The following is a 12,993-nucleotide window of genomic DNA, read 5'->3' on the forward strand; positions in this document are numbered from 1 at the left end:
CCAGCGTGAAATTTCCATGAAATCGTGCGGAATCGGGCAGCATTTCGTACAAGATATACGCTATATCAGAGAGTTATTGTCGGTGGTCAGCCGACATCGCGCACCGCCGCCTGGCCGTTGGGGCCGAAGAAGATCATCAGATTGCGTTTCTTGCCGCCGCTCGATCCCTTGATGCGGATGCGGTCGGGGCCGTCGCCGCAATAAGGCGTGACCTCGTCAATCTCGTCGACAGGTGCAACGCCGCCGCGGATCGCGGTCATTGGCGCGCCCACCACTGGCTTGCCGTTGACGCTCAGGCTTACGACCGCGTCGCGGCCGATCCCGCGCGCCACCGTGATCGATCGCGCGGTCTTGCCACAGGTGAAGCTCGTCGTGACCCGTGTTGGCGGTATGAGAGGGTCGGGTGCCCTCGTCTCGTCCAACAGGCCAGCGGCCAGTGCAATCAAGGTCAGCATGGCTACTCTCCTTTCGGAGGAGGAATGACCTATTGCGCGCATCGTTCCCGCAGCAGCGCAGACGCCACCGCGTCCGGCCGCTAAGGCGGCACCGGCGGTTATCCCGATTGGGGATGCGCCGGCGTCTTCTCCGTTATCAGCTTGGCCACCGTCGCCAGCAGTTTTCCGGCCGAATAGGGTTTTTGCAGTATCAGGCTGCCGGGCACGCCCTTGGCCGGCCAATCCGCATCGCCTTCGCCGGTGACGTAGATTACCGGAATATCCGCCCAGCGCGTCCGTGCCTCCTGCGCGATCTGCCAGCCGTCGAACGCGCCCGGCAGGCGGATGTCGGTGATCAGTCCGCGCACCGGCTGGGCAAGCGCGGCCAGGGCCGCCGCGGCATGGCGCGCCGCCACTACGCGGTAGCCTTCATCCTCCAGCGCCACCTTGGTCGAAAGCAAGGTCAGGGGCCCGTCTTCCACCAGCAGCAACGGCGGGTAATCGTCGCGATTTGACACGCCTTCGCCGCTGGTCTGGCCCACGGCGTGCTTCAACCGGTGCGCGACATGTCGTGCGGGGCCGTGGGGGGGTTGTGCGCGAGTGGGCACATTCAATCGCCGGTCTGCAACACCTGGACCTCATTGTCCTCGATCCGGATCGCGGTCAGCACGCCGGTCTCATAGGCGCCGGTATCGAGGCCGATGCGATTGTCGTAGATTTCGGGCGCGGCCTCCATCCAGCTGTGGCCGTGGACGATCCTTTTCTCGAACCGACTGGTTTGGTGGAGGAAGGGGCCGCGGATCCACAGCAGGTCTTCGGCTTTCTGGCGGGCGAGCGGCACGCCGGGGCGAATGCCTGCGTGGACGAAGGCGTAGTCGCCAACCATGACCATCAGCTCGAGCACGTTGAGGATGCGCAGGTGCGCCGCCGGCATCCGCTCAAGCAACTCGTCGCGGGCGCGGACCAGCGCGCCGGCATCGTCGAAATCGGCGGGTGGCGTCACCCCATAGGATCGCAAGGTCGCATCGCCGCCGAAGCGCAGCCATGACGTGCCCTCCTGTGGGTCTTTCAGAAAGTCCAGGAAGGCCGCCTCGTGATTGCCTTTGATCAGATGCAGCGCGAAGCGTCCGTCGCGCCGTATCCAGTCGAGCGCAGTCAGCACGCGCGCCGAATCCGGCCCCCGATCGACATAGTCGCCGCACATCACCAGCATCGGCAGCCGTCCGTGCGCGCGCTCCGCCGCGTCCGCCGCGATCCGGCCAAGCATCTCCTTGAACAGATCGTAGCGGCCGTGAACGTCGCCGATCGCATAGACCAGTTCGCCACACACCCGCGCTGGCGTCTGGTGGAAGCGCGGCCACTCCGCCGCCTGCGCTCGGGCCGCGACGGCGCTCATTGGCCCGACCGGACCAGGAAAATCAGGACCATCGCCGCGATCAGCATCGCCGCCACGAACAATGCCCCCCAGCGCCGGCGATTGCTCCGCCGTGCCGCGACCGATTTTGCCGGCGGCGCGTCCGGTGCGGCGCGCGCAGGACGGGGCAGGGGCGCGAACACCGCCTCCATTTCCGCCGCCACCGACAAGCGGGATTCGGCCGGGCCGCCTGCAGTGGCGGGCGCTGCCGCAAGGTTCGGTGTCACGATCACCGAAACCCAACCCGTCCCGTACCTTAGGAGTTCCGCCGTGCGGGCTGGAGCGATGGTTTATCGCGACCTGCGTCTCGCCAGGGCATGTCCCGGTCACGGAGAGTTTTCAGATGCGCAAAATCGGTCCTGTTTCCTGGCGCGGTGTCAGCCTGGCGGCGGGCTTCGTCGCGCTGATCGCGCTGATACTGTTGATCCGACGCGTCCGATCGCGGACCGGATCGCCGCAGGCGTGAAAAAGGCACCCGGTTCGGACCGGGTGCCTTTTTCTTGATCAGGCCTTAGCGGCGGTCGTGATTCCAGCCGCCGTGGTCGTGGCGGTCGCGGTCGCCGTCATGGCCGCGATGGTCGTCCCGGTGGCTGCGGTCATGATCGCGATAGCCGCGATCGTAACTGTATCCGCCGCCATAATAAGGCTGGCTGTAACCGTAGCTGTAGCCGCCGCCATAATAAGCCGGACTTTCGGCATAATAACCCGCCGGGGCGTAATCATAGCCGTAGCTCGTCTGCTCATAACCGCGATGGTCCGAAGCGATGGCGGCGCCGATGCCCAGCCCGATGATGCCGGCCGCAAGCGCGGCGCCATTTCCGTCATGCCGGTCACGCGCCTGCGCAGGTGCGGTACCAGCGAGGCTGCTGCCAGCAAGAAGTGCCGCTAAAACGGCGCCTTTGATTACCGCACGCATGTTCACTCTCCTACATGTCCTTATTGGACAAGTAGCCTTCTAAGTGATTCGTTGTGAATGACTTGGAAATGATATTGGCAGCATTTGTTAATCGGCGGAGGGGGTTGGCGAAAGGCGCCGTCCTCTGTCGGGATCTTGCCGGGTGTGATTAGTGCTTTTTGTCGGAGCTTGGAAAGCAGATCGAAGACGCTCGGGCATCGCGGGAGGCCAGGCGAAAACGTGGTTAACATCCCGTTCTGACACGGGATTGTCATTAATGAACCCTAAATTAACAACCTTGCGCCGGGTCGCGCGGCTCGGCAGTCTTGGCCCAGTTCGTAAGCGACTCGTTTGGGGAATTTTCAGTGAAAAAGCTTGCTCTTGCCGCACTCCTGGCGGCGACGACCGCGTCTGCCGATGCGGCCGTTACTTACTCTTTTACTGGCGCGGAATTCGATGGCGGCGCGGCCGTCAGCGGCACGATCACGATCGACACCGATGCGCTGCTGGGCGCCAACGGCGCGACCGATCCCGCGCTCAATTATTATTACGCGACCGGCGACGATGCGAGCACCAGCCTGCTGCCGTTCCTGTCGGTCAGCTTCACCAGCGCGGGCACCAATCCGACGCTGCTCTCATTGGGCGACTATACCTATCAGATGCTGCAGGCCGATCCGTCGGACGGATCTTTCAACCTCGAGCTCGATTGGCAGACGTTCAATTCCGACAACACGATCACGAGCTCGACCTTCACGCTGGTTGGTCTCGATCTGACCACGACCGGAGCGTCGAGCGGCGTGTCGCTACCCAACCTCGCCAACGCCGGCACGGTCTATTTCACCGCGCAGAGCGGCACCGGCGAACATGAGACCTATGATCTCGTCTCCTCCGGCGCGATCAGTTTCTCCGCCGCGCCCGAGGCATCGACCTGGGGCATGATGGTGCTCGGCTTCGGCGCGGTTGGCTATGCCGCGCGCCGTCGCACCCGCGTGACGATCGTCGCCTGACATATCTGAACCATGGCCGGCGGCAACGGCCGCCGGCCGCTTTCGGCTGCCCGCAGCCGGTCCCGCAAGGGTTTGAGGGGATAGCTCGATGAACGCCTTCTTCAATGAATTTCACTATGACAATGTCGGCACCGACACGAACGAGAAGATCGAGATTGCGGCGACCGCCGGCACCGATCTGACCGGCTGGAAAGTCTATCTCTACAATGGCGGCTCGACCGCCGCGCAGGCCGCGGCGGCTACTGTCTACAACACGATTTCGCTGTCGGGCGTGGTCACGGACCAGAGCAACGGCTTCGGCTTCGTCACGATCAGCTTTCCGCAGGATGGTCTTCAGAACGGTTCGCCCGACGGCTTCGCGCTCGTCGACAATACAGGCCACGTCGTCCAGTTCCTGTCCTACGAAGGCGTGCTGACCGGCGCGGCCGGCACGATCGCCGCGGGCCTCACCAGCACCGACGTCGGCGTCTCCGAAACCGGCAGCGGCGCGACCAATTTCTCGCTTCAGCTGACCGGCACCGGCACCCAATATTCGGATTTCCACTGGGTCGCCGATTCCACCAGCAACTTTGGTGCGGCCAATACCGGCCAGACCTTCGGCAGCACCGCGCCGGCCACCACCGTCTCGATCGGCCCGGCCTCGGTCACGGTCGACGAAGGCGACAGCGGCACGACCGACATGGTCTATACCGTCACCCGCGGCGGCGACACGACGGGCACGGGTTCGGTCCATTATGCGCTGACCTTCGATGGCACCGCCAACGCCGCCGATTTCAGCGGCGCTACCACCGGCGATGTCAGTTTCGCGGCGGGCCAGACCAGCCAGACGATCACCTTCCACGTCGCGGGCGACACGAATTTCGAAGCCGACGAGACCTTCCACGTCACTTTGTCCAATCCCTCGACGGGCAGCGCGCTCGGTACTGCAGCGGCCGCCGGCACGATCCACAATGACGATGTCGCGCCGCCGCCGGCGCCCTTGTTCATCAACGAAATCCATTACGACAATGTCGGCACCGACACCGGCGAGAAGATCGAGATCGCCGGCCCCGCCGGCACCGATCTCTCGGGTTGGACTTTGGTGCTCTACAACGGCAATGGCGGCGCGGCCTACAGCACGACCGCGCTCACCGGCACGATCGGTGACCAGAGCGAAGGCTATGGCACGGCGGTCGTCTCCTATCCCCAGGACGGCATCCAGAACGGCCCGCCCGACGGCGTCGCTTTGGTCGCGCCCAACGGCCAGGTTGTCGAGTTCATCTCCTACGAAGGCCAGATGACCGCCACCAGCGGCCCCGCCGCGGGTATGACCAGCACCGATATCGGCGTCAGCGAGGAAAGCGGCCCGGTCGGCGCATCGCTCGCCGTCACCGGCACCGGCGCGGTCGCGGGCGACTTCACCTGGCAGGCGGACGCGCCCAACAGCTTCGGCCAGATCAATCCAGGCGAGACCTTTTATCCCGCCGCCGACGATAGCCATATCGGCATCACCAATGCCAGCGTCTCCGAAGGCGACAGCGGCACACACAACATGATCTTCACCGTCACCCGTTCGGGCGGCAGCGTCGCTTCGGCGACGGTCGATTATGCGCTCAACTTCCACGGCAGCGCCGACGCGTCGGATCTCGCGGCCGGCACACCGCTTGCGGGCACGGTCAGCTTCGGCGTGGGCGAGGTCAGCAAGACGATCACCGTCGCGGTCGCGGGCGACACCAATCCCGAACCGAACGAGACCTTCACCGTCGATCTGGCGAACCCGACCAACGGCGGCGCCTTCAACACCGTCATCAGCCATGGCTCGGCTACCGGCACGATCGTCAACGACGATCCGATCCCGCTCGCCACCTATCAGATCCAGGGCGATCATCTGACGTCGGACTATGTCGGCCAGCAGGTCACGACCACCGGCATCGTCACTGCCGTCGGCAACACCGGCTATTATATCCAGGATGCGCACGGCGACGGCAATTCGAACACCTCGGATGCCATCTTCGTCGCCACCAGCGCCAAGGCCGCGGTCGCGGTCGGCGACGCGGTGCACGTCAGCGGCACGATCGCCGAAGCGGGCGGTTCGGGCGCGCTCACCGTCACCGAGTTCGCGATCGGATCGAATGTCACGGTCGATAGCCACAACAATGCGCTGCCGACCGCGATCGTGATCGGCCATGACGGCCTGCATCCGCCGACCGAGGTGATCGACGACGATCATCTTTCCAGCTTCGATCCCGCCACCGACGGCATCGATTTCTACGAAACGATGGAAGGCATGCGCGTCACGGTCGAGGCGCCGCAGGTGGTCGCGCGCACCGACACGGGCGAGACCTGGGTCGTCGCCAGCCATGGCGTCGACGCGACCGGGATGAACGACCATGGCGGCATCACCGTTTCCGACGGTGATTATAATCCGGAAAAGATCCTGCTCGATCCGCAGAGCGACGTCTTCAACGGCTTCACCGGCACTTATTCGCAGGGTGATCAGATCAGCGACGTCAGCGGCATCCTGACCTATGGCACCTCCAGCGCGAACGATGTCGGCTACAAGGTCATCCCGACCGCGACCGCGGCCACCACGCTCGACGTCACGCTCCAGCCGGAGGTGACCGCGCTGCACGGCGATGCCGATCACCTCACCATCGCCAGCTTCAATATGGAGAATGCGGACGTCTCTGACGGCGCGCAGAAATTCCAGCTGATCGCCGACACCGTGGTTCACAATCTCGGCGCGCCGGACATCATCTTCGCGCAGGAAATCCAGGATGCGGACGGCGCGGGCGCGGGCACCGATTATTCGGGCACCGTGACCGCCAACGCGATCATCAGCGCGATCGATGCCGCCGGCGGGCCGCATTACACCTATGTCGAAATCGCGCCGACCGCGAACGACCAGAATGGCGGGGAACCCAACGGCAACATCCGGCCCGGCTATTTCTACAACGCCGATCGGGTCGGCTACGTCGACGGCTCCGCGACCCAGGTCACCGGCCCCGAATATGACGACAGCCGCAAGCCGCTGGTCGCGCAATTCACCTTCAACGGCCAGACCATCACTACGGTCGATGTGCATGCGACCTCACGGCTGGGATCGGATTCGCTGCTCGGCTCGTGGCAGCCCCCACTCAACGGCGGCGACGACAGCCGCACCGCGCAGGCGCAAGGTGTCGAGGATTATATCCACCAGCTGCTGACCAGCGACCCCAACGCGAACATCGTCGTCGGCGGCGACTTCAACGGCTTCTACTTCGAAGACGCGCTGAAGGTGCTCGAAAATGGCGGGCTCACCAACCTCAATAGCCTGATCCCGGCGGACGAGCGTTATTCCTACCTCTATGACGGCAATCTCGAGCAGATCGACAATCTGCTGACTAGCAGCGGCCTGCTGACCGACGCGCAGTTCGACGCGGTCCATATCAACACGCTGAAGCCGGTCGGATCGCCGATGGCGACCGATCACGATCAGGTCGTCACCAGCCTGCACATCGTCGATCACGCGCCGGTCGGGACAACCGATGCGATCGGCATCGGCGAGGATGCGACCAGCGCCGATCTCTATGCCCAGCTGATCGGCAACGATACTGATCCGGACAGCGGTGCCCAGCTCGCGATCACCGCGGTCGATACGACCGGCACGCTCGGCCATCTCGTGTTCGACGCCAACACGCACAATCTGCAATATGTCGCCGACGCCGATGCGTTCGATCAGCTGCCGACCGGCGCCACCGCGACCGATACCTTCCACTACACGGTCAGCGACGGCATCCAGACCAGCACCGCGACCGTGACGGTGACAGTGACGGGCGTCGCCGACGGCACGACCAGCAATGGCGGTGCCGCTTCCGAAAATCTGGTCGGCAGTGCTGGCGAGGACAAGATTTACGGCAATGCCGGAAACGACACGCTGGGCGGCGGTGACGGCGCCGACTTCCTGTCCGGTGGGGCGGGCAACGACACCGCCAATGGCGACAATAGCCGCGATACCTTGCTCGGCGGGGCCGGCAACGACTCGCTCAATGGCGGCGCGGGTGACGACTATCTTTCGGGCGACGCCGGTACCGATACGCTTACGGGCGGTCTCGGCGCGGACACGTTCGTGTTCGGTCAGGTCGGCGGCAAGGACACGGTCACCGACTTCGACACGAACGTCGACCACATCCTGCTCGCCAACAATATCCACCTGCAAAGCTCGTTGGCCAGCGACGTCAATCACGACGGCGTCGGCGATCTGACGCTGACCTTCACCACCGGCACCCAGGCGGTGTTGCTCGGCGTGCACGACGTGAATGCGGTGCATTTCGATTATCAGACGGGTGGCCCGCTGACCGACCCGACTTTCTGATAGATCGGCTAAACTGATCTCGGGGGAACGCCGTCGGTTTGTAACCGGCGGCGTTTCACTCTCGGGCTTCAAATTATCCCATCAGAAAGATTGATCTTTATCCAAAATGATGGTTCTTTGGTGCAATCTTTTGGGGGAGGATCTACATGAGAAAGCTCGGCCTTTTGGTCGCTGGCGCAGCCATTATGGCGATCGCCGCAAGTTCCGCGCAGGCAGCCAACTTCGATATCTCGATCATCGAATGGTACGATGGCGACGTACCGCCCGCCGATCCCGATACGAACGATGTCGCGCATTTCCAGTTCAGCGATGCGGTGAAGACCGTATATTCGAACAGTTTCTCGTTCATGACGTCCGGCACGGGATTCGCCGGATATACCGGTCAGCTGAGGGTCGATTTCTACAACGCGGATTCTGGTGGCGGGTTTGGCCTGATCTCCTACCCGGACTCACTGCCTGACTATGCCGGCATGGCGAATGGCGGCGCTTTGACCGTTGAGACCGCGCCAGTGCTCTACACCGGGACGCTCGATACGCCGCAAATCAAGACGGGCGTCTTCGACATGATTGATGTCTACCATACGGACATACATTATCGCGTGACGATCGCCGAGGGCGGTGTGCCCGAGCCTGCGACCTGGGCGATGATGGTGGGCGGCTTTGGGCTTGTGGGGGCCACGATGCGCGGCCGCAAGCGGATCGCCGTCCGCTTCGCCTGATCATAGCTGATTGATTACCGGAACGCCGTCGGTCGACGATCGGCGGCGTTTCATCTTCCTGGCTTTTAGCCCGCAGGCGGCACGCGCATCGAGCTTAGGAAGAGCACGCGCCACCGGCCGTGCGCATAAGCAAGGTTGGCGGATTCCAGCCATTGCTGGGGTGCAGTTCGCTTGGTGTCGCCGACCGCGCCGTCATTCACATAGGCAATCCAGGCGGTGTCGCATGCGATATGGATGTCCGGCAGGGTGACGCTCCAGCGGTACACCCGACCGCCCTTGTGCGCGGTCTTGATCAGATTGGGCAAGGTCATGCCGTCGAACCGGTGCCCGGCGTCGAAGGCGTAGAATCCCGGCGCGAGGATTTCGGCCATCCGTTCCTCGTCATCGTTCAGGGCTGCATCGTACATCGCGGTCATCACGTTCACGATCGCCTGCGGATCCTGTGGTGCGCAGGCGCTTTCGGCACTCGCCGCCGTCACCCCGCCGGTCGCCAACGCGACGGCGATCCCGATTCCTGCCGCTCTCTTCATGATCCGCCTCCCCCCAAAAGGCCGAAACCGACTGTCCCGGATCGAGTGCGCGAAGGCAATGTAACAATTTGACCGTTCAGACCGCCATTGCCGGCACCCCGTCGCTTGCCATCCTGTCGGCATCGCTTAGGTGATGGTGCAATGCAGCAGAAAGTGATCGCTTCCGACGCGCGCGCGGCCAAAGTGGCACATCCCGCACTGGTCCTGCTCGCGCTCGCCATGGGCGGCTTCGCGATCGGCACGACCGAATTCGCGACGATGAGCCTGCTGCCTTATTTCGCGCGGGGCTTGCATATCGACGCGCCGACCGCAGGCCATGTCATCAGCGCGTATGCGTTAGGCGTAGTGGTCGGTGCGCCGACCATCGCCGTGCTGACCGCGCGTTTCTCGCGCCGCGCCCTGCTGCTGGCGCTGATGGGCTTGTTCGCGCTCGGCAACGGCCTGTCCGCGCTCGCGCCGACCTATCACTGGATGCTGTTCTTCCGCTTCCTGAGCGGCCTGCCGCACGGCGCCTATTTCGGGATCGCCGCCTTGGTCGCCGCCGCGCAGGTGCCGCCCAACCGCAAGACGTGGGCAGTGTCTCGTGTCATGCTTGGCCTGACCGTCGCCACGATCCTGGGCGTGCCGTTCGCGAACTGGCTGGGGCAGGCGATCGGCTGGCGCTGGGGCTTCGCGATCGTCGCCGTGCTCGCCTTGCTGACCGTGCTGCTGGTTTTTCTCTACGCGCCCGTCGACAAGCCCGATCCCAAGGCAAGCCCATTGCGTGAGCTCGGCGCGCTTCGGCGCGGCCAGGTCTGGCTGACGCTCGCCACCGGCGCGATCGGCTTTGGCGGTCTGTTCGCGGTCTATGCCTATCTCGCCTCGACCCTGATTGCGGTGACGCAGGTGAAGCCGATGCTGATCCCGCTCGTCTTCTGCGTGTTCGGCACCGGCCTGACCGCGGGCAATCTGTTCGCGCCCGCCTTCGCCGATCGGGCCTTGATGCCGACCGCAGGCGCGCTGCTCGTGTGGAGCACGATCGCCCTGCTCCTCTATCCGCTGATGGCGGGCAACGTCTGGACTATCAGCCTCGACGTCTTTTTGATCGGCTGCGGCGCGGCGCTCGGCACCGTGCTTCAGGCGCGGTTGATGGATGTCGCCGGCGATGCCCAGGCGCTCGCCGCCGCGCTCAACCATTCGGCGTTCAACACCGCCAATGCGATCGGCCCATGGCTCGGCGGCCTCGCGATCGCGGCCGGCTATGGCTGGCCGTCGACTGGTTTGGTCGGCGCGGCGCTCGCTGTCGGCGGGTTTCTGCTGTGGCTGATTTCCTTCCTCGCCGATCGGCGAGGAGGCTCAAGACAAGCCTAGTTCGCTTCGACCGCGAACAGGGTGACGCCCGCATATTTGGGGTCGGCGGGATCGAATATCGACGCCGCGTTGAACTGGCGGCTGACGATCTCGCGGATCTGCAATCCCGCCAGCTTGAACGTGCCGAGCTTGGTCTCGCGCGGCGCCTGGCCTTCGCGTTCGACCGTGACCGCGTCGATGAACAGCTCGCCATGGCGCGTGTACAGGATGTGCGGCGCCAGCTTCACCGCCATGCGGTTATAGGTCGCTTCGATACATTTGCGGAGCGCGATCGCCTCCAGCACCAGCTTGCTCGGTTCCATGGGATATGATGTGTCCCTAACCGGCGTCTGATTCAAGTTTTTTGTGCGATGCAGCATTCTATTTTCGTATAGCGCCGCACCGCGCGTAATGGGTCGACTGCTCAGGGCAGATAGAGTCGCAGTCGTCGCGGCTGCCAACCACGCCGCCGCATCACCAGCGCGCCGATCACCACCGCCGCTGCCAGACAGACGATCACGGACACGATCGACGCCTCCGGTCCGAACGCGCCGCCGGTCAGGAATTGGGGTCCGCTGAGCGTCGTCCGCAACAGTGAGTGCGGGGCACTCTCGCCTGATACCTGCGCGCCGAAGATGTTTCCCTCGGTGAAGTTCCAGGCCATGTGCAGCCCCACCACCAGCCAGATATTACGCGTCAGCGCATAGGCGACGGCGAGCAGTCCGCCGGCCTCGATCGCGATCGCGGCGGTGCTGATGATCGTGGCGCCGGGATTGAACGCGTGCAGCAATCCGAACAGGATCGCGGAGACGGCGATCCCGATCGTCGTGCCCGCCGCCTCTTCGACGATGCGGAATATGACTGCCCGCGTGACCAGCTCCTCCAATACCGCCGCCGCGAAGAAAGCGACCAGTCCGCCCACCAGACCCTCGAATCCCGTGCCCGGTGCGAAGGCGACCAGACCGAGCCCGTCGAGCGTCAGATACACTGCCGCCATCAGCGCCACACCGATCAGGCTGCCGATCAGGAACGGCGCGACGCCTGGACCGATCGCCAATTCGATCGCGCGCCGCCGTTCGATCAGCCGCACCGTCCAGGCATAAGCCACCAACAGCAAGCCCGCCGACGCCAGGTTGGCCGCCATCTGCGCGCCGCGATGATAAACCGATGCCGCTGGCGGGATCAGCGGATTGGTGACGACCTTGGACAGGATCAGAACTGCGATCAGCACCAGGATGAACAGGACAAGGCGCGCGACCGCCCAATGGCTGATGCGGGCGAACGCGGCGGCAAGCCGGCCGGGCGGCGTTGGTGACAGGCGGGCCATGGGATGTCCTCGATGAGGTCGTTTTGACGCAGTAACGATGTCGCGTCGCTTTGCCGAACATTGTTTCAGGCGAACCATCTCATGCGGGCACGGTCCGCGCAGCGCTGCGGGCAAAGAAAAAGGGGCGGTGTTGACACCGCCCCCTCAGGCTCCGTCCGGCATGTCGGGTCAGCGCTGTGCCAGCGCCACGCCCCGCTCGTGTTCGATCAACATCGCCACCATCGGCTGGGCCTTGGCGGCGGCGGCGTTGCGGCACTTCGCAATGTCATTCGCTTCGACCGGATCCGCGCCGGCATAGGAGCCGCACACGCTTTCCAGTGCGATCGCCACGCGGTGCTGCAGCTTGGCGACGTCGCGGGCATTGCCGAGGTCCAGATCGGCATAGCCGATCCGCGCCTGCGGCATTTCGGGACGGCCCGCGAAGGCGGGGGCGGAGATTGTCGCAGTAGTCAGGGCGACGGCGGCCAGGATCATGGGGATGCGCATTTTGGTCTTCCCTTTTCAAGCTTCGGCACGGGTTGCGCCGAACGACCTTCTTTTCCGCCAGGGCCGACCTGATCGACAGGATGAGGAAGTGATGATTGGCTGATGATCGCCTGATTTCGGGCTGATCAGGACCGGCGATGCACCCGCAGACGGCAGGCCCCGGCCAACGCCATCACCGACATGAGAAAGGGAGCATCATCCCGTAGGACGACGCTCCATGGCCTTGCGTGGCTGGCCCGCCTTCCTCCGCGCGACGGGCCAGCCGCGATTAGCGTCCGGCGATCTGGATCGCCCGATGGCTTTGCCGGATCGCGGCGGTCTGATCCATCGCGCCACGACCGGCCGTGGCGCGGCAGTCTCGTTCCGCCGGACCTGCGATCAGTCGCGTCTGGATCTCGGGCGCGCAGACCGCCGCGATGGCGGTGAGGATGCGGTGATTGAGGCGCTGCATGCCGTCGGCCGAGGCCAGATTGAGATCGCTCGTTTTCACCACGCGTTGGGCGGGGCTCTCGGCCGAAG

Annotated in this window: 14 protein-coding genes and 1 pseudogene; 5 read left to right on the forward strand and 10 right to left on the reverse strand. The window is 64.3% G+C overall.

What is annotated here, in order from left to right; translation table 11 throughout:
• Positions 1–86 precede the first annotated feature (86 nt).
• The 4 genes from VK533_RS03145 to VK533_RS03160 all read right to left on the reverse strand — a co-directional run bounded on the left by VK533_RS03145 (position 87) and on the right by VK533_RS03160 (position 2,081).
• On the reverse strand, positions 87–455 hold the full coding sequence (locus VK533_RS03145; RefSeq protein WP_324374934.1) for a hypothetical protein: 369 nt from the start codon (positions 453–455) through the stop codon (positions 87–89).
• A gap of 98 nt (positions 456–553) precedes the next feature.
• Positions 554–976 (reverse strand): response regulator, encoded by a 423-nt coding sequence (locus VK533_RS03150; protein ID WP_324374936.1) that lies wholly within the window; start codon positions 974–976, stop codon positions 554–556.
• A 68-nt stretch (positions 977–1,044) separates the two neighbouring features.
• On the reverse strand, positions 1,045–1,830 hold the full coding sequence (locus VK533_RS03155; RefSeq protein WP_324374938.1) for a metallophosphoesterase: 786 nt from the start codon (positions 1,828–1,830) through the stop codon (positions 1,045–1,047).
• Positions 1,827–2,081 (reverse strand): hypothetical protein, encoded by a 255-nt coding sequence (locus VK533_RS03160; protein ID WP_324374940.1) that lies wholly within the window; start codon positions 2,079–2,081, stop codon positions 1,827–1,829. Before VK533_RS03160 ends, VK533_RS03155 begins: the two co-directional genes overlap by 4 nt.
• Before the next feature lie 110 nt (positions 2,082–2,191).
• On the opposite strand from VK533_RS03160, the gene VK533_RS03165 reads away from it, so the two are divergent.
• Entirely contained in the window at positions 2,192–2,314 is a 123-nt protein-coding gene (locus VK533_RS03165) for a hypothetical protein (RefSeq protein ID WP_324374942.1), read from the forward strand.
• Between the two features lie 45 nt (positions 2,315–2,359).
• Here VK533_RS03165 and VK533_RS03170 read toward each other — a convergent pair whose 3' ends face one another.
• The gene (locus VK533_RS03170; RefSeq protein ID WP_324374944.1) at positions 2,360–2,764 is read right to left on the reverse strand and encodes a hypothetical protein; all 405 of its coding nucleotides are present in this window, start codon (positions 2,762–2,764) and stop codon (positions 2,360–2,362) included.
• Between the two features lie 344 nt (positions 2,765–3,108).
• Here VK533_RS03170 and VK533_RS03175 point away from each other — a divergent pair, with 344 nt between their 5' ends.
• The 3 genes and pseudogenes from VK533_RS03175 to VK533_RS17230 all read left to right on the forward strand — a co-directional run.
• Positions 3,109–3,750: a PEP-CTERM sorting domain-containing protein gene (locus VK533_RS03175; protein ID WP_324374946.1), complete on the forward strand. Its 642-nt coding sequence runs from the start codon at positions 3,109–3,111 to the stop codon at positions 3,748–3,750.
• 88 nt (positions 3,751–3,838) lie between these two features.
• Positions 3,839–8,083, forward strand: coding sequence for a Calx-beta domain-containing protein (locus VK533_RS03180; RefSeq protein ID WP_324374948.1), 4,245 nt, complete (start codon positions 3,839–3,841; stop codon positions 8,081–8,083).
• Positions 8,084–8,700: 617 nt separating this feature from the next.
• Positions 8,701–8,802, forward strand: a pseudogene (locus VK533_RS17230) (PEPxxWA-CTERM sorting domain-containing protein); the annotation flags it as partial.
• Between the two features lie 65 nt (positions 8,803–8,867).
• Here VK533_RS17230 and VK533_RS03190 read toward each other — a convergent pair.
• On the reverse strand, positions 8,868–9,332 hold the full coding sequence (locus VK533_RS03190; protein ID WP_324374952.1) for a hypothetical protein: 465 nt from the start codon (positions 9,330–9,332) through the stop codon (positions 8,868–8,870).
• Between the two features lie 219 nt (positions 9,333–9,551).
• Between VK533_RS03190 and VK533_RS03195 the strand changes: the two genes are divergently transcribed.
• On the forward strand, positions 9,552–10,682 hold the full coding sequence (locus VK533_RS03195) for an MFS transporter (RefSeq protein WP_324374962.1): 1,131 nt from the start codon (positions 9,552–9,554) through the stop codon (positions 10,680–10,682).
• On the opposite strand, the gene VK533_RS03200 is transcribed toward VK533_RS03195, so the two are convergent.
• The 4 genes from VK533_RS03200 to VK533_RS03215 form a co-directional block, all read right to left on the reverse strand.
• Positions 10,679–10,984, reverse strand: coding sequence for a hypothetical protein (locus VK533_RS03200; RefSeq protein WP_324374954.1), 306 nt, complete (start codon positions 10,982–10,984; stop codon positions 10,679–10,681). The genes VK533_RS03195 and VK533_RS03200 overlap by 4 nt on opposite strands.
• Positions 10,985–11,085: 101 nt before the next feature.
• Positions 11,086–11,988, reverse strand: coding sequence for a type II CAAX endopeptidase family protein (locus VK533_RS03205; protein ID WP_324374956.1), 903 nt, complete (start codon positions 11,986–11,988; stop codon positions 11,086–11,088).
• Between the two features lie 168 nt (positions 11,989–12,156).
• The gene (locus VK533_RS03210) at positions 12,157–12,474 is read right to left on the reverse strand and encodes a UrcA family protein (RefSeq protein WP_324374958.1); all 318 of its coding nucleotides are present in this window, start codon (positions 12,472–12,474) and stop codon (positions 12,157–12,159) included.
• Between the two features lie 268 nt (positions 12,475–12,742).
• Positions 12,743–12,993, reverse strand: a 251-nt coding sequence (locus VK533_RS03215; RefSeq protein ID WP_324374960.1) for a UrcA family protein, incomplete at its 5' end; no start/stop codon positions are given.

Origin of the sequence: Sphingomonas sp. (assembly GCF_035317925.1) — a bacterium.
Taxonomy (GTDB): Bacteria; Pseudomonadota; Alphaproteobacteria; order Sphingomonadales; family Sphingomonadaceae; genus Sphingomonas_I.

Coding starts and splice junctions, on each gene's coding strand:
- VK533_RS03145 (WP_324374934.1), bottom strand. CDS start 455: ATGCTGACCTTGATTGCACTGGCCGCTGGCCTGTTGGACGAGACGAGG.
- VK533_RS03155 (WP_324374938.1), bottom strand. CDS start 1,830: ATGAGCGCCGTCGCGGCCCGAGCGCAGGCGGCGGAGTGGCCGCGCTTC.
- VK533_RS03165 (WP_324374942.1), top strand. CDS start 2,192: ATGCGCAAAATCGGTCCTGTTTCCTGGCGCGGTGTCAGCCTGGCGGCG.
- VK533_RS03170 (WP_324374944.1), bottom strand. CDS start 2,764: ATGCGTGCGGTAATCAAAGGCGCCGTTTTAGCGGCACTTCTTGCTGGC.
- VK533_RS03180 (WP_324374948.1), top strand. CDS start 3,839: ATGAACGCCTTCTTCAATGAATTTCACTATGACAATGTCGGCACCGAC.
- VK533_RS03190 (WP_324374952.1), bottom strand. CDS start 9,332: ATGAAGAGAGCGGCAGGAATCGGGATCGCCGTCGCGTTGGCGACCGGC.
- VK533_RS03195 (WP_324374962.1), top strand. CDS start 9,552: ATGGGCGGCTTCGCGATCGGCACGACCGAATTCGCGACGATGAGCCTG.
- VK533_RS03200 (WP_324374954.1), bottom strand. CDS start 10,984: ATGGAACCGAGCAAGCTGGTGCTGGAGGCGATCGCGCTCCGCAAATGT.
- VK533_RS03205 (WP_324374956.1), bottom strand. CDS start 11,988: ATGGCCCGCCTGTCACCAACGCCGCCCGGCCGGCTTGCCGCCGCGTTC.
- VK533_RS03210 (WP_324374958.1), bottom strand. CDS start 12,474: ATGCGCATCCCCATGATCCTGGCCGCCGTCGCCCTGACTACTGCGACA.